The 19475-nt window shown below is 63.6% G+C and carries 13 protein-coding genes and 6 pseudogenes; 13 read left to right on the top strand and 6 right to left on the bottom strand.

What is annotated here, in order from left to right:
* Nucleotides 1–69: 69 nt before the first annotated feature.
* Both FCN77_RS11015 and FCN77_RS26285 read left to right on the top strand, forming a co-directional pair.
* Nucleotides 70–159 (top strand): annotated as a pseudogene (locus FCN77_RS11015) (AAA family ATPase); the annotation flags it as partial.
* 223 nt (nucleotides 160–382) lie between these two features.
* A complete protein-coding gene (locus FCN77_RS26285; protein ID WP_368074328.1) occupies nucleotides 383–772 on the top strand; it encodes a phenylacetaldoxime dehydratase family protein in 390 nt (129 codons plus the stop codon).
* On the opposite strand, the pseudogene FCN77_RS27670 reads toward FCN77_RS26285, so the two are convergent.
* From FCN77_RS27670 to FCN77_RS10995, 4 genes and pseudogenes are all read right to left on the bottom strand, one after another.
* A pseudogene (locus FCN77_RS27670) lies at nucleotides 745–942 on the bottom strand (hypothetical protein); the annotation flags it as partial. The gene FCN77_RS26285 and the pseudogene FCN77_RS27670 sit on opposite strands and share 28 nt — an antisense overlap.
* Nucleotides 943–1182: 240 nt before the next feature.
* The gene (locus FCN77_RS11005) at nucleotides 1183–2136 is read right to left on the bottom strand and encodes a carbohydrate kinase (RefSeq protein ID WP_137322297.1); all 954 of its coding nucleotides are present in this window, start codon (nucleotides 2134–2136) and stop codon (nucleotides 1183–1185) included.
* A gap of 128 nt (nucleotides 2137–2264) precedes the next feature.
* Nucleotides 2265–3059 carry an ATP-binding cassette domain-containing protein gene (locus tag FCN77_RS11000; RefSeq protein WP_137322296.1) on the bottom strand — a complete coding sequence of 265 codons (795 nt, stop codon included), beginning with the start codon at nucleotides 3057–3059 and terminating at the stop codon, nucleotides 2265–2267.
* Nucleotides 3056–3373, bottom strand: a pseudogene (locus FCN77_RS10995) (ABC transporter permease); the annotation flags it as partial. The gene FCN77_RS11000 and the pseudogene FCN77_RS10995, both read right to left, overlap by 4 nt.
* A 605-nt stretch (nucleotides 3374–3978) precedes the next feature.
* Between FCN77_RS10995 and FCN77_RS10990 the strand changes: the two are divergent.
* The 11 genes and pseudogenes from FCN77_RS10990 (at nucleotide 3979) to FCN77_RS10935 (ending at nucleotide 16994) form a co-directional block, all read left to right on the top strand.
* Nucleotides 3979–4542: a recombinase family protein gene (locus FCN77_RS10990; protein ID WP_137322295.1), complete on the top strand. Its 564-nt coding sequence runs from the start codon at nucleotides 3979–3981 to the stop codon at nucleotides 4540–4542.
* A gap of 38 nt (nucleotides 4543–4580) precedes the next feature.
* A pseudogene (locus tag FCN77_RS26275) lies at nucleotides 4581–4813 on the top strand (ATP-binding protein); the annotation flags it as partial.
* Nucleotides 4814–5008: 195 nt separating this feature from the next.
* Nucleotides 5009–6078, top strand: a pseudogene (locus FCN77_RS10980) (LacI family DNA-binding transcriptional regulator).
* A 79-nt stretch (nucleotides 6079–6157) separates the two neighbouring features.
* Nucleotides 6158–7837, top strand: coding sequence for an ABC transporter substrate-binding protein (locus FCN77_RS10975; protein ID WP_137322294.1), 1680 nt, complete (start codon nucleotides 6158–6160; stop codon nucleotides 7835–7837).
* Between the two features lie 105 nt (nucleotides 7838–7942).
* On the top strand, nucleotides 7943–8920 hold the full coding sequence (locus FCN77_RS10970; protein ID WP_137322293.1) for an ABC transporter permease: 978 nt from the start codon (nucleotides 7943–7945) through the stop codon (nucleotides 8918–8920).
* A gap of 10 nt (nucleotides 8921–8930) precedes the next feature.
* On the top strand, nucleotides 8931–9857 hold the full coding sequence (locus FCN77_RS10965) for an ABC transporter permease (protein ID WP_137322292.1): 927 nt from the start codon (nucleotides 8931–8933) through the stop codon (nucleotides 9855–9857).
* On the top strand, nucleotides 9854–10816 hold the full coding sequence (locus FCN77_RS10960) for an ABC transporter ATP-binding protein (RefSeq protein ID WP_137322291.1): 963 nt from the start codon (nucleotides 9854–9856) through the stop codon (nucleotides 10814–10816). The genes FCN77_RS10965 and FCN77_RS10960 overlap by 4 nt, the downstream gene beginning before the upstream one ends.
* Nucleotides 10813–11883, top strand: a complete 1071-nt coding sequence (locus FCN77_RS10955) for an ATP-binding cassette domain-containing protein (RefSeq protein WP_137322290.1) — start codon at nucleotides 10813–10815, stop codon at nucleotides 11881–11883. Before FCN77_RS10960 ends, FCN77_RS10955 begins: the two co-directional genes overlap by 4 nt.
* Nucleotides 11880–13439 (top strand): glycoside hydrolase family 32 protein, encoded by a 1560-nt coding sequence (locus tag FCN77_RS10950; protein WP_137322289.1) that lies wholly within the window; start codon nucleotides 11880–11882, stop codon nucleotides 13437–13439. Before FCN77_RS10955 ends, FCN77_RS10950 begins: the two co-directional genes overlap by 4 nt.
* 229 nt (nucleotides 13440–13668) lie before the next feature.
* Nucleotides 13669–15161 (top strand): annotated as a pseudogene (locus FCN77_RS10945) (glycoside hydrolase family 32 protein).
* Nucleotides 15162–15971: 810 nt separating this feature from the next.
* The gene (locus FCN77_RS10935) at nucleotides 15972–16994 is read left to right on the top strand and encodes an LLM class flavin-dependent oxidoreductase (protein WP_137322288.1); all 1023 of its coding nucleotides are present in this window, start codon (nucleotides 15972–15974) and stop codon (nucleotides 16992–16994) included.
* A gap of 189 nt (nucleotides 16995–17183) precedes the next feature.
* On the opposite strand, the gene FCN77_RS10930 is transcribed toward FCN77_RS10935, so the two are convergent.
* Nucleotides 17184–18668 (bottom strand): IS1182 family transposase, encoded by a 1485-nt coding sequence (locus FCN77_RS10930; RefSeq protein WP_137322287.1) that lies wholly within the window; start codon nucleotides 18666–18668, stop codon nucleotides 17184–17186.
* Between the two features lie 143 nt (nucleotides 18669–18811).
* Nucleotides 18812–19459, bottom strand: a complete 648-nt coding sequence (locus tag FCN77_RS26270) for a hypothetical protein (protein ID WP_217496275.1) — start codon at nucleotides 19457–19459, stop codon at nucleotides 18812–18814.
* Between the last annotated feature and the right edge of the window lie 16 nt (nucleotides 19460–19475).

The following is a 19475-nucleotide window of genomic DNA, read 5'->3' as shown; positions in this document are numbered from 1 at the left end:
TCCTGCTTGCCTGACGACGAGGGCCGGCCCGCGGTGCCCGGTTTAGCTGCCGTTCTGGTGGTTCAGGGTGTGGACCGGCGGACTTTCAACGGCACCATTATCGAAACCGGCACCGACTCCTACCGCCTCGCCCACACCATGGCTAAACAACCGTCTTAACGCTACTGACTCAACGCTGCTGAGATTTGGTACCAAGCAAGGTTCACTCCGGCCGGGCTGCGGTGAAAGGCCGACTTCCCTTACCTCCAAGGCATCTCTATACGTGTGGCATGCGGGAGGTTCCTTTCGACCTATGCGACATTAGCGGACGGCCCAGCCCCGTGTTTCAAAACGACCGTCTTCTTTAGTCCTCCTCAGTGATGCGAAAGTAGCTTCCGCTGGAATGTGGGAGCTGTGTGCACAAGAAGACGGACCGATATCCCGTGAGCACGCCGTCCACACGGACGAACAGGGCTTCGATAACCAGGTCATCATTGCCGATTGGGACGACGCCGAGGCCTATGGGCGCTGGTTCAAGAAGCACCGCGACGCACTGATCGGGGCTGGTTTGGAGCCCGCAGAGCACGGCCGCTGGATCGAAGCAGTCAACCCGGAAGCACGCGGGTTTGAGGCGCTGTACTCCTCCAACACCTTCCCAGAAGGGGCCGCGCGGGTGGCCGCCGGAGGATACAGCGGTGAAATCCAGGAACACGGGTACTGGGGCTGGTCCAGAGGATCCCCAAGACGGATCTGGTTTGCCTTGTCGGCCAACTTCTGTACGACCTCGTCGTAGATCGTTTCCTGCACAAGGACACGTGGGTCCGGTGTCTCCGGAGCCGCGTGACCGTGCAGCGGGGCCCCGTCTTCTGGTCCGGGCCGCTGCTTTGTAGCGGAACCGATGATTTTTCGCGGTCCTATTGGCCGTTCCTCTTGGCCATGCCGCGGGCCGCTTAAAACTGGCACGGCCAAAGCCCGTTCGGAATCGGCAGCCACAAGCGCTCCCTGCGGCTACTGACCACCATCCGAACCAGCGTCCCCGGCCGCCTCAATATTGGACATCGAACCGGCGGGCTGCGTGCGCCTCGTCGTCCCGAAGGGCGGCCTCAGATCGGGGTCTTGGAGCCATTCCAGCAGGAAGAGGATCCTTTCCATTCTTCCTAAGTTCGCGCGGGGGGCGTGGTTTGGCGAGGACGGCTACCCGGACTAGATGGTGGCATAGGGTCGTTGACGCTCGGCCAGCCTTGTAAGAAGCTCTTTGGAGGTCGGCGGGTTGGCGCCCGGGCGGCTGACCGTGATTGCGGCGGCCATTGACGCGGTTTGTCCGATGTTTTCGAGCGCGATCGGCCCGAATGCTTCCTCGCCCCGGGTCAGCAGTCCAAAGATGAGAGCGGCCATGTAGGAGTCGCCTGCCCCGATGGTGTCGGCAACTTCGGTTTTCACGGACGGGATGCTGAACCGGGCGCCAGGTGTGGCGAGCAGGGCACCGTCGGCGCCCTTGGTGATGACGGCCAGGCGCGCGCCATGTTGCAGCAAGTGGGCGGCCACGTCGTCCGGGGACCATCCGGGGTAGAGCCAGTGTGCATCTTCGTCGCTGAGTTTGACGACGTCCGTGAGCGGAAGCAGGTCCTCGAAGATCGTCGTTGCCTCGGTGTGGCTGCCAAGGAGAGCAGGGCGGATATTGGGGTCGTAAGTGACCAGGCAGGACTGGTGGCACTGCTCGAGAAGAGTGCGGACGGTGCCGGCTCCCGGGGCCAGGAACGTGGCGATCGAGCCCGTGTGCAGAATTTTCGGGATCATGGCCGGCGCCGCAGGTGCCAGCTGCCAGGCGATGTCGAACTCGTAGCTGGCTGAGCCGTCGGCAGCCAATGTCGCGGTGGCGGTTGCCGTCCGTTCAAGAGAAGTGGATCCGGGAAGAAGCTCGACGCCTGCGCTGTGGAGGTGGTTGGTGATGGCGGTGCCGTGTTCGTCGTCGCCGATTGCCGTGAGCAGCCCGGTCCGGACGCCGAGCCGGCCGAGGCCGTAGGCGACGTTGGCCGGGGACCCGCCCGGATAACTGATGGATCCTTCGGGGCCGTTGACGATGTCGATCAGGGCTTCGCCGATGACGACAACGTCTATCAGCTCGTGGTTGGAGCCGTCCGGTTGGGGCTTGTGCATCGGGGTTCTTTCTTCGGGTTAACTGGTGGGAGCCCGGTATGGATCCGTCCGCGGACCTGTTAGCAGGTCCGCGGACGGAGGCGCGGACGGAGGAGGGGGCTCCAGCGGAACTGGAGGGGCGGCCGCGGTCAGGCCTTTGCGGCGCCTGTCATGATGGCGACGGCGTCGGTCATGCTGTGTGACTGCGGGGTGATGGTGGCCGCGCACTTGCCCAGGCGCTGGATGTGGATCCGGTCGGCAACGTCGAACACGTGTGGCATGTTGTGGCTGATCAGGATGACCGGCAGGCCGCGGTCGTGCAGGTCGCGGACGAGTTGGAGGACGTGGTTCGATTCGCGCACGCCCAGGGCGGCCGTCGGCTCGTCAAGGACAACCACTTTGGACCCGAAAGCCGCTGCGCGGGCGACGGCGACGGCCTGGCGCTGGCCGCCGGAAAGGTTTTCCACCGGCACGGTGACGTCCTGCAGGGTGGAAATGCCCAGGCGGGTGAGTTCTTCCTTGGCCTTCCTGCGCATGCCTTTGGTGTCGAGCATCCGGAACAGGCTCCCCAGGGGGCCGGGGAGTCGTTCTTCGCGGCCGAGGAACAGGTTCGAGGCGACATCGAGTGCCGGTGAAACGGCCAGGTTCTGGTAGACCGTTTCGATTCCGTGGACCCGGGCGTCCTGGGGTCGTTTGAAGTGCACCTGTTTCCCCGATACGTAGAGTTCCCCGGTGTCGGGGATTTCGGCGCCGGTGAGGCATTTGATGAGCGTGGACTTGCCGGCACCGTTGTCGCCGATGACGGCCAGGACTTCGCCCGGGTACAGGTCCAGGCTCACGCCGTCGAGACCGACGACCCGGCCGAAGGTCTTGACGAGGTTCCTGGCCTTGAGGATGGGTTCGCGGGTGGCGGTGTGGGAGGCTGCAAATTCTGTCATGGTCATGACTTGACCTTTCGGATCCACTGGTCGATAGACACGGCAACGATGATCAGGATGCCGACGGCGAGAGTCTGGTAGAGAACGTCCAGGCCTGCGAGGGAGAGGCCGTTGCGGAAGATGCCGACGATCAATGCTCCAAGCAAGGAACCCCAGATGGAGCCGCGGCCGCCGAAGAGGCTGGTTCCGCCGATCACGACGGCGGTAATGGAGTCCAGGTTCAGATCGACCCCGGCGTTCGGGCTGGCGGCGTTGGTGCGTCCGATCTGGATCCAGGCGCCCATGGCCAGCACCGCCCCGGCGGCAAGGTAAACGCTCACCGGAGCGTAGACAACGTTGTCAAAACGGGAATCTACGACCTGTCCACCGGACAAGTCAACGGTTTCAACGAAAATCACGGGACAGGATATCCGATGCAGACAACATCAACCCGGGGCCCTTACCGCCTGATCGATGGATCAATCCCAGCACGCGGACCGCAGCAATCGCGGCGATAGCCAAGGCCAATCCAACCAGTCATCTCCCGCTCGGATGCTCCGATCCTCGGATCTGCCGGAGGCGCGTGGCCACACCGGGCCTACGAGGGAGCAGGGCGAACATAACTAAATCGCCGGGCGGTGAGAAGCCGAGCAGGAGGAGACAACGGTGTCGACCTCGGAGATTGGCGATCTTCCTCCAGAGGCAGGGATGTTTCACCTGCGACCAAGCGGGCCTCTTGCGAGGTTGTAGCCATAGGGCAACCGCAAATCGCCTTTTGGTCCCTTCGAATGCTCCAGCCGTGCGGGATGTCCATCTGGGGTACACCCCAACCCGACGTCAGGCAATGACCCAACACCTCCGTCAGAATGAAGTCCATTTTTATTTATTGACACATGTTGCCGCAGGTCCTAAATTCCATCCTGACAGTTTCAATCCTGGAGATGGCGTGAGCGGTCAGCGTCTCGGATACATCAGAGTCAGCAGCCTGGACCAAAACACCCAACGACAGCTGGAGGACATCCAGGTGGGCCGGATGTTCACGGACAAAGCATCCGGCAAAGACACCAAACGTCCTCAGCTGGAGGAACTCCTGAAGTTCGCCCGCGACGGCGACACCGTCATCGTGCACAGCATGGACCGGCTGGCACGCAACCTCGATGACCTGCGCTCCCTGGTGCAGAAACTGACTAACCGCGGCGCCCGCATTGAGTTCGTCAAGGAAAACCTTGTCTTCACCGGCCAAGACTCACCCCTGGCAAACCTCATGCTCTCTGTCATGGGCGCCTTCGCGGAATTCGAGCGTGCCCTCATCGGAGAGCGGCAACGCGAAGGCATTGCCCTGGCCAAAAAACGCGGAGCCTACCGGGGACGCAAAAAAGCCCTCTCAACGGAGCAGGCGGCAGAACTGTCCAGGCGTGCAGCAACGGGCGAGTCGAAAGCGGCACTGGCCCGCGAACACGGCGTCAGCCGGGAAACCGTCTACCAATACATCCGAAACCCTGCCCACTAAAACAAATTTGGCGGCTCACGGCACCTTCAGGAGTACCGGGCCACATGGAACTGGACAAACGCGGAGCCGAGCTGCTCTTCCAGGTCCTCACCGAACGCGAAGAGAAAGCCTCGGTGGCAACGAATCCTTCTCCGGCTGGACGAAAACCTTCACCAACCCGCGCCTCTGCGCGGCCGTCGCGGACCGGCTCACCTTCAACGGAACCATCATCGAAACCGGGACCGACTCCTACCGCCTCGCCCGCACACTGGCCAAACAAGCGGCCAGCTAAGCCGCCACCAGGAAGTTCAATGTGTGCTCGTGCCGGGTGGCATGCCGGTGGAAGCCGTTGACAGCTACGAGGTAACGCGTGTAACCTCAATCACATCGTTGAAGGTAACCCGCGTTACTTGCCAACGATTGCGATACGACCTCAGACCGAACCCTGACACTACACCCAGGATCAACGAAGACACCGGAGCATTCAATGGCGAAAAGCACGACCCCCCAGAAAGCCGCGGCTGTGCGGCAGCGGGGTGTCACCATGAGTGATGTCGCCCAGCACGCCGGTGTCTCCCGTACGGCGGTCTCGTTCGTGCTGAGCAACCGCGAAAACGCCAGCATTTCTGAGGAAACGCGCACCCGCATCAACGACGCCGTGCAGGCATTGGGTTACCGCCCGAACGCCGGAGCACGCGCACTGGCTTCCCAGCGCAGTGATTGGTACGGACTCGTCACCGAGATCGTGACGGCCCCGTTTGCGGTGGACATCATCAAGGGCGCCCAGGATCAAGCCTGGCTTGACCACCGGTTCCTGCTCATCGCGCCTTCCGACCAGGCCGATGCCGTAGGACCCAACCAAGGCCTGGAAGATGCAGCAATTGAAAAGCTGCTGGAACAACGAGTGGAAGGACTTTTGTACGCGGCAACATACCATCGCGGCGTGCATGTTCCGGAAAGCGCCCACGAGGTTCCCACTGTCCTGATCAATTGTTTCGACGCGGACGGGAAGCTGCCCTCGATCGTCCCGGACGAGCGCGCGGGCGGCAGGGTTGCCGTCGATCGTTTGCTCCGGGCCGGCCACAGCAGGATCGGAGTCATCAATCTGGAGCCGCACATTCCCGCGGCCGTCGGGCGTTTGGAGGGTGCACGAGAAGCACTCGCGGGCGCCGGGCTGGAACTGGATCCGGAGCTGGTGGTGTCCGGGCATGCGACGGCGGATGGGGGCTACGAGGCGGCCTGCGAAATCCTGGACCGCTATCCGAAAGATCAAAGGCCAACTGCCCTGTTCTGCCTCAATGACCGCATGGCGATGGGCGCCTACGACGCCATCAAGGAACGGGGACTGACCATCCCGGAGACATCGCCGTGATCGGCTTCGATAACCAGGAACTCATTGCGGCCTACCTCAGGCCAAAGCTGACCACGGTTGCGTTGCCATTCGAAAAAATGGGCGCTCTGGGAGTCCAGACGCTCGCCGCTCTTACAGCAGGACAGCCGATCACTGCCGACCAGCAATTGGTCGACTGTCCGCTGCTAGAACGCTCTTCGGTCTGACAGCGAAATCAAGTTTCGAAGAGCTAACCCTTACCCACCCCTTCACCTTGCTGATGAAGATAGGAAAGAGATAACCATCATGACACAACCCCGATTCCTGAGGTCTGCCCGCATCACCGCGGCCGGGCTGGCGGTAGGCGCACTGCTGCTGACCGGCTGTGCAGCCACCGTCAACAAGTCAGGCACAAGCTCCTCGACTTCGGACAACACGAACGCCATGCTCACCATCCCACGGGAAGACATGAGCACCTTCGACCGCAACTTCAATCCCTTTGCGCCCGCGGTGAATCCCATGGTCAACCAGGCGATCTACGAACCCCTGTTGGTCTTCAACCCGGCCAAGGGAGACACGACGCCGTGGCTCGCCACCGAATGGAAGACTGCTGCTGACGGCAAATCCATCACCTTCACCCTGCGCGACGGTGTGAAGTGGTCCGATGGCAAGCCACTCGTGGCCGACGACGTCGCCTACACGTTCGAGCTGCAGAAGAAGCTCAAGGGCGGCTACGAGTACCTCGTCGGCGCCACCGCCGAGGGAACCAACAAGGTGACCTTCACCTTCAACAAGCCTTGGTCTCCGGCGCTCTACGAAGTGGGCCAGCTACCCATTCTGCCCAAGCACATCTGGTCTGCGATCGCCGACCCGGCGAAGGACGCCAACGCCACGCCCGTGGGAACAGGACCTTACACGGAGGTCGATTCCTTCCAGGCTCAGTCCTACGCACTCAAGAAAAACCCCAACTACTGGCAGCCGGAAAAACAGAAGATTGCTGGCATCAAGATGCTTGCAATGTCCGGCAACGACGCAGCCAATCTGGCCAGCGTCAACGGGGATGTCGACTGGTCCACCCAGTTCATCCCAAACATCGAGAAGACCTTCATCTCCAAAGATAAGGAGCACCGCCACTACTGGTTCCCGCCCACGGGTGCCATGATCAATTGGCAGCTCAACACCACCAAGGCTCCGTTTAACGACCCAAAGGTGCGCAAGGCGCTCAGCATGGCCGTGGACCGCGACCAAGTGACCAAGATCGGGATGAGCGGCTACGCCCAGCCCGCCGACTGCACCGGCCTTTCCGGCAACTACGAGAAGTGGAAGAACCCGGCCGTCAAGGACAACTGCAGCTGGACCAAGCTCAACGTGGACGAAGCCAACAAAGTCTTGGACGAAGCCGGCTACCCCAAGGGGGCCGACGGCAAGCGCGCCTTGAAGGATGGAACGCCTTTCGAGTTCAAGATCTCCGTGGGCGCCAGCTCCTCCGACTGGCTGTCCGTAGCCAACGTGATCTCACAGAACCTCCAAGCAGTGGGAGTCACGGCCAAGGTGGACTCTCCGGACTGGGCCTCCGTGGTGGCCGGATACGAACAGGGCACGTTTGACTCCGGCATTGTCTGGAGCGCCAACGATCCCAGCCCGTTCAAGTACTTCAACAATGCCATGGGCAGCGCCACAGTGAAGCCGGTCGGCACCAAGACGTTCGACAACTACCACCGCTTTGGTGACCCCAAAGCCGATGCGCTCCTGCAGGATTTCGTTGCCGCCGGCGATGAAGCCAAGCAGAAGGACGTCGCGTACAAGCTCCAGGAAGAATACAACGACGCCGCCCCGCTGGTGCCGCTGTTCTCAGGACCTGAATGGGGCGACTACACGGACGTCCACTTCACGGGATGGCCGTCGCAGGACAACCCTTATGCCACACTTTCCGATCGTTCTCCTACCACGGTGCTGATTCTCACCACTTTGGAACCGCGCAAGTAACAGCTGGGCCCCGCAGGGCCCAGCAGCCCGGCATGCCCGGCGCCGGATCACCGCGCCGGGCATGCCGCCCCTCCCCATTACCGCAATACCTGAATGGAGGAAACCGTGCGCTTTATCCTGCGCCGACTGGGTTTCTACCTGATCGCCTTCTGGGCGTCCATCACCCTGAACTTCCTGCTCCCGCGCTTCATGCCCGGTGACCCCGTCTCGCGCATGTTTGCCCGTACCCAGGGCAAGATGCAGCCTGAACAGATCGACGCACTGCGTAAGCTGCTCGGTGTGGACGACCGTCCCATCTGGGAGCAGTACATCGACTATCTGCACAACATTGTCACGGGCAACATGGGCATTTCGATTTCCCGCTTCCCCGCCCCGGTCACCGAGGTCATCGCCGCCCAGATCGGCTGGACCCTCCTGCTCGGCGGCACCGCACTGGTGATTGCCGCCGTCGTAGGTAACTTGCTCGGCATCCTGGCCGCCTGGCGGCGAGGCGGCGCGATCGACTCCGCACTGCCGCCAGTGTTGATCTTCATCGGCTCCTTCCCATACTTCTGGCTCGCCATGGGCGCGCTGTACCTGTTCGGAGTGATCCTAGGCTGGTCGCCGCTGCGCCACGCGTTCAGTGACGGTGTGGAACCCGGCTTCACCTGGGAGTTCCTTTCCGACGTCGGCGCCCACTTGGTGCTTCCGGCGCTGACAATCGTGCTGGTGTCGATCGGCGGGTGGATGCTTGGCATGCGCAACACCATGATCGCAACCAACTCCGAGGACTACATCACCATGGCCGAGGCCAAGGGACTACGGCCGGGACGCATCATGTTCCGCTACGCCGCACGCAACGCCATGCTCCCCTCCGTGACCAGTTTCGGCATGAGCCTAGGCTTCGTGGTGGGCGGTGCCATGCTGACCGAGGTGGTGTTCGCGTATCCCGGCGTCGGCTACCAGCTCCTCAACGCCGTCCAAGGCCTCGACTACCCGCTTATGCAGGGCCTGTTCCTGACCATCACCGCCGCCGTGCTGCTGGCCAACTTCCTGGTGGACATCCTCTACGTCCGCCTCGACCCGCGCGTGCGCAGCAACTGAGGGACCCATCATGACAACCGCAATTCTCAAGCAGCCCACTGAGCCCACAGCTGCCCTCAAGCCCAACCGCAGTTTCGTCCACGGACTTATCACCAACAAGAAGGCCCTGGTGGGCATGATCGTGATGCTCGTGTTCATCGCGCTTGCGTTGCTGGCCCCCGTGCTGTTCCCCGGAGACCCGTCGCGGATCACCGCGATGGCCTCGCTGGAACCGTCTCCCGAGCACTGGCTCGGCACCACGGCCAAAGGTCAGGACGTGCTTGCCCTGACTGTCCACGGCTCCCGCAGTTCCCTGTTCGTCGGGTTGACTGTCGGCTTCGCATCCACCTTCATCGGCATTTTGGTGGGCCTGGCCTCGGCGTACTTTGGCAAGTTCATTGACGAAGCACTGTCCCTGGTGACCAACGTCTTCCTGCTCCTGCCCGGACTGCCCCTCCTTGTCATCCTGGCCGCGTTCCTGCCGCCGGGTTTGGGAACCGTGATCCTGGTCCTCGTGGTCACCGGCTGGGCTGGGTCGGCACGTGTATTGCGATCCCAGGCGCTGTCCATCCGCTCAAAGGACTTTGTGGCCGCGGCCGTGGTGTCCGGCGAACGGGCCGGCCGGATCATGTTCCGCGAAATCCTGCCCAACATGGCATCGATCGTCATGAGTACCCTGCTGGCCTGCGTGATCTACGGCATCGGCGCCCAGGCAGGCCTGGAGTTCCTTGGCCTGGGTGACGTGAGCACCGTTTCCTGGGGCAACAACCTCTTCTGGGCCGGCAACGAGGGCGCCCTACTGACCGGCAGCTGGTGGGTCTTTGTTCCCTCGGGTGTCTGCATCGCGCTGGTCGCGTTCGCACTGGCGCTCATCAACTACGCCGTGGACGAAGTCACTAATCCGCGGCTGCGGAAGATCAAAACCCCAAAAATCACCGAAAGGAGCGCCGCCAAGTGACAGTCTCCCAAGTTTCCTTCGGCTCCCACGAGCCCGTCCTGGAGGTCAAGAACCTCACCGTCAAGTACATCGGCGACACCCGCTCCACTACCGCCGTCGACCGTGTTTCCTTCAGCATCGGCACCGGTGAGGTGTTCGGGCTGGCGGGCGAGTCCGGCTGTGGGAAGTCCACCATCGCCAACTCGATCATGCGGCTCCTTAAGGATCCCGCGAAGATCGCCGGCGGCAGCATCTCCTTCGGCGGCAAGGACGTCCTGGCCATGAGCCCGGAGGAGCTGCGGCGTTTCCGCTGGCAGGACGTGGCCATGGTGTTCCAGTCGGCCATGAACTCGCTCAACCCGGTGCTGACCATCGGCGAGCAGATCGTGGATATTTTCACCACTCATGCGGGCTACTCGCGCAAGGAATCGCTGCGGCGTGCCGGTGAGTTGCTCGAATTGGTGAGGATCGACCCCGCACGCCTCAAGTCCTACCCGCACCAGCTCTCGGGCGGCATGCGGCAGCGCGCCGTGATCGCCATGGCCGTGGCGCTCAAGCCGTCCCTGTTGATCCTCGACGAACCCACCACCGCGCTGGACGTGGTGGTGCAGCAGGAAATCATGGCGCAGATCAAGGAACTCCAACGCGAACTGGGCTTCTCCGTCCTCTTCATCACCCACGACATGTCCCTCATGGTGGAGCTCTCGCACCGCATGGCCGTGATGTACGGCGGCCGGATCGTGGAGACCGCGAAAGCCCAGGACGTCTACACCAACCCCCGCCACCCCTACACGCAGGCCCTCATGGGTGCGTTCCCGCCGCTCACCGGTCCGCGGGTTCCGCTGACCGGACTGCCCGACGGCGTGAAGTTCCGGAACATCCCGGACCTCACCGAAGCGGCACCCGGCCATTTCGTGGCACCTGTCGGTGCCGACGCTTCAGCGGCTGACACCGCCATCATGGAAGGAGCCGCACGATGAGCCACGCTGTACTGTCATCCCAGCGCCCCTCCGCTGACACCGAAGCTCCAGCCCTCGAGGTCCGCGGACTAGGAAAGTCTTTCCCTATAGGTGGTTTGTTCTCCCGGGAGTCCGTCCGGGCCCTGCACGGCGTGGACCTGACCATTGGCCGCGGCGAAATCGTGGCGCTCGTGGGAGAGTCCGGGTCGGGTAAGAGCACCCTGGCCCGCTGCGTTGCCCGGCTGGAAAAGCCGAGCTCCGGCGAGATCCTGATCGACGGCGTCGACGTCCTCAAGCGCGACCGCTTCCAAGCATCGCGAGCCTTCCGCTCCCAACTGCAGATGGTCTTCCAAGATCCCTTCGGCTCGCTGAATCCTGCTCACAGAGTGGAGCACTTCCTGCGGAGGTCGCTAGCGATCCACCGGAAGGGCGGCAGCTCCGAGACAGAGACGCAGCAGCGACTCGAGGAGCTCATGACCACCGTGGGCCTGCAGGCCGACATGCTGAACTCCTACCCGCACGAGCTCTCCGGCGGGCAGCGCCAGCGAGTCGCGATTGCCCGGGCCCTTGCCGTGGAACCACGGGTCATCCTCGCCGACGAACCCACCTCCATGCTGGATGTTTCGGTCCGGATCGGCGTGCTGAACCTGATGCGAAAGCTCCGCGATGAGCAGGGAATCTCCATGCTCTACATCACGCACGACCTCGCCTCGGCCCGATACCTCGCGGACCGGACGGCGGTCATGTTCGCGGGAGAGCTCGTTGAAGAGGGCGAGTCCTTGGATCTCTTGGCCAATCCGGCCCACCCGTACACGCGGCTGCTGGTCTCTGCCGTCCCGGATCCGGCCCGGGCGGGCTCCTACGATCCCGTCCGTCGGGCCGAGCTGCGCCAGGCTGTGATGGCTTCGACCAGCTGCGCTTTCGACGGCGACCCAAACCAGACCTGCTCGGCCGAGGAACCCGTTCGCCACCGCGTGGGCGACCCCGAAAACCGCCACTGGGTGCGCTGCCACCTCTACCGCCCGCAGGCTGGGGCCGGCGGCCACGCGCTGGCAACTGAACCTACGGACAGCAAGGCCTCCGCATGACTGAACCGACGCACCCGCTCGGCACCGTTCCCCAGGACGAACTGATTGCCCGTGCCGATGCGGACCCTCTTCGGCCGCGCTTCCATTTCGTGTCCCCGGCCGGTTGGCTGAACGACCCCAACGGCGTGAGCCAATGGAACGGCACCTACCACCTCTTCTACCAGTACAACCCCGAAGGCGCCTTCCACCACCGCATCCAGTGGGGCCACGCGACCAGCACCGACCTCGTCCACTGGACGGACCAGCCGGTGGCGCTGGAACCTTCCGCAGGTCCGGACGCCGACGGCTGCTGGTCGGGGGTGTTGGTGAACGACGGCGGCACGCCTACCTTGGTGTACTCGGGACGGCTAGGCGAGCAGGAGTTGCCCTGCGTTGCCGTGGGATCCGCAGACCTGCTGAGCTGGAGCAAATTGCCTCAGAACCCGGTTATCGCAGCCCCGCCGGCCGGGGTGGACATCACGGCGTATCGCGATCACTGCGTGTGGCGCGAGGGTTCCACCTGGCGGCAGTTGGTAGGTTCGGGCATTCGTGGTCGCGGCGGCACGGCGTTCCTGTACGAGTCGGCGGATCTGCGCTCCTGGGAATACGTCGGGCCCCTGTTCATCGGCGACGCCTCACAGGGCGATCCTGCCGATTCCGACTGGACCGGGACCATGTGGGAATGCGTGGACCTGTTCCGGGCACGCGGGGGCTCGTTGGGTACGGTTCCTACTTCTGGTGACACGCCCGACGTGCTGGTCTTTTCCGCATGGGACAACGGCGACACCCGCCACCCGCTGTACTGGACCGGCCGCTATTCGGAAAACTCCTTCGAGCCCGCCGGGCTGCATCGGCTCGACTACGGTGGACGGTTCTTCTATGCGCCGCAGTCATTCCAGGATGAGTCCGGCCGACGCATCTTATTTGGTTGGCTTCAGGAGGGCCGCAGCGACGCCGCGATGATCGAGGCCGGGTGGTCGGGCGTCATGAGCCTTCCGCGCGTCACCACCCTGGCCGACGACGGAACCCTGGTGTTCGCGCCCGTGCCCGAAATCGAGAAGCTGCGCCGGGACCATGTGGGCCTGCCCGGACAGGAGCTGGTGGGTACCGGGGCACCTGTGGCTACCGGGGTGTCCGGCAGCCAATTGGACCTCGAACTGGATGTGCAGCTCGAGCCTGGTGCTGTGCTGCGACTGGGCTTGCTGGGATCGGCTGACGGTGGCGTCTCCGGCAAATCCAAGGAGGAAACAGTGATCGAGCTGTGCCGGACCACGGAAGGCGGCGGCCAAGGCACACTCCGCCTCGACCGTACTCAGAGCAGCCTCGATCCAACCGTTGATGTCGAGGACAAGTCCGGACCGCTCCCGATGCCCGACGGCCGGGTGCACCTGCGCGTCCTGGTGGACCGATCCGCCGTCGAAATTTTCGCCAACGGTAAGCCGCTCACCGCCCGCGTTTACCCGACCCTGGCCGGTGAGCACGTGAGCCTGGCCGCCGAGGGTACCGTGAGGCTGCTCTCCTTCGATGCCTGGACCATGGCTGAGATCTTTGGAGGAGCCCGGAACCTCTTCCCCTAACTCAGTCCGACCTCTCCCGCCTTTGGAGTCATTTCCAAATCGCTCTATCACCTAAGACATCCAGCTCATGGCCGGGGCATCCCGCCGCGAAGCGGACGTACGACCGATACAAGAGCAACTGCTAACACCAGCATCCGTCCAACCGCCGAACAGCGACCCGCGCCGTTCGCCGGCTGGAAGGCCGCCCCACCCTTCCTCAGGAAGACGAAATGAAACGAGACTTTGATTCATGACCGCGGTAACCGCGCCCACACGTGAAGCTTTCCGGCCGGCGATGCATTACGCCAGCAAGGACACCTGGCTCAATGACCCCAACGGCCTCATCTACTACGAGGGTAGTTACCACCTCTACTACCAGAACAACCCCTTCGGGAATGTCTGGGGAAACATGTCCTGGGGCACGCCACCTCCACGAACCTCATCACGTGGACAGAACAACCCGTCGCCATTGCCTGCGACGAAAACGAGGACATCTTCTCCGGCAGCGTCGTCTACGACCAGCACAACACCAGCGGACTCGGCGACGGAACTGCTGCACCCCTGGTCGCCATCTACACAAGTGCCTACAAGGAGAACTCACAGCACGCCGGGATCCAGGCCCAGTCACTCGCGTGGAGCACCGACGGCGGCTACACCTGGTCCAAATACCACGGCAACCCCGTCTTGAGCAGGGACTCGGCCGAGTTCCGGGACCCGAAGGTCTTCTGGTACGACGGCACTTCCGGATCCTACTGGGTCATGGTCGCTGTCGAGGCACTGGATTTCACCGTCGTGATGTACCGCTCCGATGACCTCAAGAGCTGGGACTACCTCAGCAGTTTCGGGCCCGCCAACGCCACCGGCGGAGTCTGGGAATGTCCTGACCTGTTCCCGCTTCCACTTGACGGGAACGAGGACCTGATCAGATGGGTCCTGACCGTTAACCTCAATCCCGGCGGGCCAAACGGAGGATCTGCGGGACAGTACTTCGTTGGCGAATTCGACGGCGTGACGTTCAGGTCCGAAACCACGGTCACTGAAGGCGACCAGGATCCGGCGCGCCTGACCGAGTATCACTGGCTCGACTGGGGCCGGGACTACTACGCTGCCGTTTCCTTCAGCAACGTTCCGGACGGCCGCCGGCTCATGATGGCCTGGATGAACAACTGGCAGTACGGCAACGACATTCCAACCTCCCCGTGGCGAAGCCCCATGTCGCTTGTACGCGAAGTCTCGCTGGTCACCTCCGAAGGGGCACCGCACCTCACCCAGCAGGCAGTGAGTGACCCCGCAGCGCTTACCCGCACAGTTGCCTACACAGAGCTCGACGTCGATGGCATCCGTTCCGTGGCAGGAGGGGGCGCCGTGCAACTCATCGAGGTAACGTTTGTGCCCGGTTCCGCAGATGAATTTGGCCTCGTGATCCGCGGCAACGGCAACGAAGGTACAAGGATCGGCATCCGTCCGGGTGACGGCAGACTGCTCGTGGATCGAACGGTCTCAGGCAACACGGCGTTCCACAGCGCCTTTGCATCGATCGACACCGCGCCCCTGCGTGCCGTGGATGGAGCGTATAACCTGCGTATTTTCGTTGATCACTGCTCTGTGGAGATCTTCGCCCAAGACGGAGAAGTCACCCTCACCGAACTGATCTTCCCGGACCCCTCCAGCACCGGTGTATCGCTGTACACCACCGGAGGAACCGCAAAGGTCGCTTCGCTCAGGCTCACCACCCTCGCCTGACCATGGCTACCCAACCGCCGGATGGTTTCAGACCCACCCAATCAACGCGACGGGTGGACGACGGCGGCCCAGCTTGCCTGCCAGGGGACTCGCCTGAGAGCCGCGCTGCCAGGGGCTGGCGGGGTCACAGAAGTAGACCGGGATGAGGGTCCGCCGTGTGAAGTCCTGGTGGCAGGCCATTTCAGTGCCCTGATCCCAAGTCAGGGAACGACGCAGATGGGCCGGGAGCGGGCTCATCGATTCAGCCAACCGGTCGCGTAGGTTCTAAGCACCGCGGTTCCCTGCCAGATGCACCAGGACGAGGACGATGAAGCGTGTCGTCCGTTTGACCAGTGTGGCAATGGCTGAGCGGCCGCCCTTCCAATGATTAAGTCCCCAATGCCCTGGTACTGATCTGCCGGTCACTTCTGCAGGCCGGTCCAGGATCACGGTCCTGGTCCGGTGCTCCTTCCGGCGGCGTGGCCGGCGACCTGTCCGTCCGCTGCGTAGGGAGACGGCGGGATCCACGGCTAATGGCTGTGATCGAGTACGCAGGGCACGGGCGTGCTGGCGGCGGTTCACGAAGCCTTCGGCATCCTTAAGACGGCCATACGGACCGGCGGGACGCCGGGACCCTTGCCGGAACTGTCGCGCTTCCTCCGACAGGAAACCGCGACCCTGAACGATTCACTGCCCCTGTGCGACCCGTTAGGGAGGCGACGGACGGGCCGCATTTCCGGCCGTGGCGGAGGCGGCCCGTGCCGCGGGAGGGGGTGCGAGGCTGAGGCCCCGCGGGAATAAGAACTGCCGTCACCCACGTTGGTTTATGGTGTGAAAAACATCGGATTCCTGTCCTTCGGCCATTGGACCGACCACCCGGAGTCCGGCACGCGCAACGCGTCCGACGCGCTGTTGCAGGCGATCGACCTTGCGGTCGCGGCCGAGGAGTTGGGGGCGGACGGCGCCTACTTCCGCGTCCACCACTTCGCGCAGCAATACGCCTCCCCGTTCCCGCTGCTCGCTGCGATCGGGGCACGGACAAGCCGCATCGAGATCGGTACCGGCGTGATCGACATGCGCTACGAGAACCCGCTCTACATGGCGGAGGACGCCGGCGCGGCCGACCTGATCTCGGGCGGCCGGCTGCAGCTGGGCATCAGCAGGGGTTCACCCGAGCAGGTCATCGACGGGTGGCGTCACTTCGGCTTCGCCCCCGCCGAGGGAGAGTCGGACGCCGACATGGGCCGCAGGCACACCGAGCGTCTGCTCGAGGTGCTCACTGGCGAGGGCTTCGCGGCGCCGAGCCCGCGCCCGATGTTCCCGAACCCTCCGGGCCTGCTGCGCGTGGAGCCGCACTCGGAGGGCCTGCGTGAGCGCATCTGGTGGGGTTCCGGCTCGAACGCCACGGCCGTCTGGGCGGCGAAGCTCGGCATGAACCTGCAGAGCTCCACGCTCAAGGATGACGAGAGCGGCAAGCCGTTCCATATCCAGCACGCCGAGCAGATCGAGCTCTACCGGCAGGCCTGGAAGGAGGCGGGGCACGAGCGGGAGCCGCGCGTCTCGGTCAGCCGCAGCATCTTCGCACTGACGGACGAGCGCGACTGGCAATACTTCGCCCGCGACCGCCACAGCTCCGACCAGGTGGGCAACATTGACGAGAAAACGCGCGCGGTCTTTGGCCGGTCCTACGCGGGTGCCCCCGACGAGCTGGCCGCGAAGCTGGCCGAGGACGAGGCGATCGCCGCGGCAGACACCCTACTGCTCACGGTCCCGAACCAGCTCGGAGTCGACTACAACGCCCACGTCATCGAGTCGATCCTGAAGTATGTGGCTCCGCAGCTCGGCTGGCGCTGACCCCGCGTGGCAGATTCCCCCCTAGGAGCGTGGGGCGGTAGTGGTTTCCGTCATCCAGGAGTGGTCCTGTCTACTGACCGGTGACACGTTGCCATCTTGATGACCGGGCTGTCCGCGGCGGTGGTGGGCCTCCTTCGAGGATTGGCAGCGGCCGCGGGCCGGGCAGCCGTGGCCGCCTTGGCCCGTGGGTCAGGCTCCGGCCGGGGCGTTGAGACCGGCTTTGGCTTTGAAAGTGAACAATTTCAGCAGGTTGTGACAGCCTGCCATCAGTTCCCACTCGTGTTTGGCCTGTTCGAGGCCGCGCAGGAGTACGTGTTTGCCCTGGCGGGTGTGGATTTGCCCGAAGACCGGTTCGATGATCGCCTTGCGCCGCGCGTAAACGGCCCGGCCCTTCTTGGTTTTGAGTTTCCTCGCCATCCGTTCCCGGAGTGTGGCGGTGGCCGGGATCCTGCCCCGGGGCGTCTCGGGAACCTTTTCGCCGTGTTTGAGCCGGCCGGTCGCGATGAAGAACTCGGTCCCGCCGGCGGCCTCGATTTCCTTCACGTGTTCGAGGTTGGCTGCTGAACAATATCCGGCATCAATGGTCCATTGGGCGGGCATCCGGCCCAGGGTTTCGGCGGTGCGTTCGGTCATCGGGACCAGTTGCTGCACGTCCACCGCGGTGTTGTTCAGATCGGTGGCGACGATGACCTGATGGTCCGCGTCGACCACGGCCTGGGCGTTGTAGCAATAGTGGTACGAGCCGTCTGCGGTCTTCATGATCCGGGAGTCGGGGTCCGTGAAATTGCGCTGGGCCCTCGGTCTGACCTCCGCTTTGGCCGCGGCTTCCTCGCCCTTGGCCGCAGCCGCCCCGTCGTCATCGCCGCGGTCCCGGGCTTTCTGCTCCGCCTCTTGGCGTGCTTTGGCTGCCGCGTCCTCTTCGAGCTGTTTGCGGGCCGCGGCCATCTTCGCCAGCCGCGATTGCCGGTCGGCCAGGTCCGGCGGGAGCTCATCGCCGCGCGTATCCGCCCCGAACCGGGCATCCTCCTCCCTGTCCACGGCCTCGGCGTCGGCGAGCATGTCCGAGACCTCCGCGGCGAGGATCCTCTGTTTTTCGGTCAGCCGTCCGTAGCTCATCGCCTTTCGCCGGGACGCGTTGGCCCGGACCTTCGTCCCGTCCAGGGCAACCCGGCCCAAGGAGACCATGCCCGCGGCCCGGCAGAGTTCCAGCGCCTGCAGGAACACGTTCCCCAACGCCGCGAGATGGCGTTTGCGGAACCGGCCGATGGACCGGAAATCCGGTGCCTGCTGCCCGGCCAGCCAACGGAACGCGACCACGTCCACGCACGCCCGCTCCAACTCCCGGGAGGAACGCACCCCGACGCAGTAGCCGTAAAGCAGGACCCGGACCATCAACCGCGGATCATACGGCGGCTGGCCCTTCGTCTTCCCATACGAGCCGTAGAACCGGGACAGATTCAGCTCCCGGGACACCAGATCAGCGATGAACCGGGCCAGATGATTGCCCGGCAACCACTCATCCAGCGACGGCGGGACCAGCATCACCGCGTCCGGCTCAAAGGATTTGAACCGCTTCTTCACACCAGCACCGGCCTCAACGATCCCGTCATCAAAACGCTCCACCCGCTCCACGAGAGCTTCATCAAAAAGGCCATCCTGGGAACCGGAATTCATACTCCCGATTCTTCCAGCCACCCCTCCCGCACCCCGGCAATTCACACGGCGTTTTAAGAACCCGGCCGACTACTGACCCGCGCTCCTAGCGTTCCTTGCTGGTCAGAACTTTGATCTTTGTCTTGAGTTCTAGGCAGTGTTTTTCATCCGGGCGTTGTCGATGTAGCCGTTGACGTGGCGGTCGATGGTTGCCAGGGCTTGGCGCAGTGGTGCCGGTGCGGGGGCTTTGTCTGCTGCGAGGAGGGGGCGCAGGAGCCGGTTGTGGACCTTGGTGTAGAACAGTGCGACACGTAGCCCATCAGCGGTGAGCTTGTAGGTGTGTTGGTGTGTGGGCGTCGTTCGATGAGTCCGTTGCGGCGCAGCCTGGCAAGGTCGTAGCTCATTTGGTTGGCGCTGTGTCCGATGCCCAGCAGATGGTTCACCCGGGCTCGCAGGCTCCTATGGGTGAATCCGAGGGCGGTAAGGCTGACACATAAGGCGCCGAGCAGGGCCATGACCCGGGGGTCACCGAACCGTAAGGCCGGAGCCCTCTTTCCGTCCGCGGTAAGCGTAGGGAGCGCGACCCGCTCAAAGGCTGGGTTCGCAAGGACACGGCCCTGCCCGACGCGTTCAGTATCGAGCAGCCGGGCGTTGATGTCACGGGCTTTGGACTGCAGTTCGGGCAGGTGCTCCAGACGGCGGTGGCAGCGCAGGTCGTCCGGTGAGTTCACGACGGTTTCGATACGCAGTGCCCGGCCGTCCTTGAGGTATTGCTTGATCCTTGAATGCTTGTAGAACGCGTTGACGGTCACGTCGGTGTCCCGGGTG

Source organism: Arthrobacter sp. 24S4-2, from assembly GCF_005280255.1.
Taxonomy (GTDB): domain Bacteria; phylum Actinomycetota; class Actinomycetes; order Actinomycetales; family Micrococcaceae; genus Arthrobacter.
Note: the sequence above shows the minus strand (reverse complement) of the source record. Positions and strands in the feature narration are given on the sequence as shown.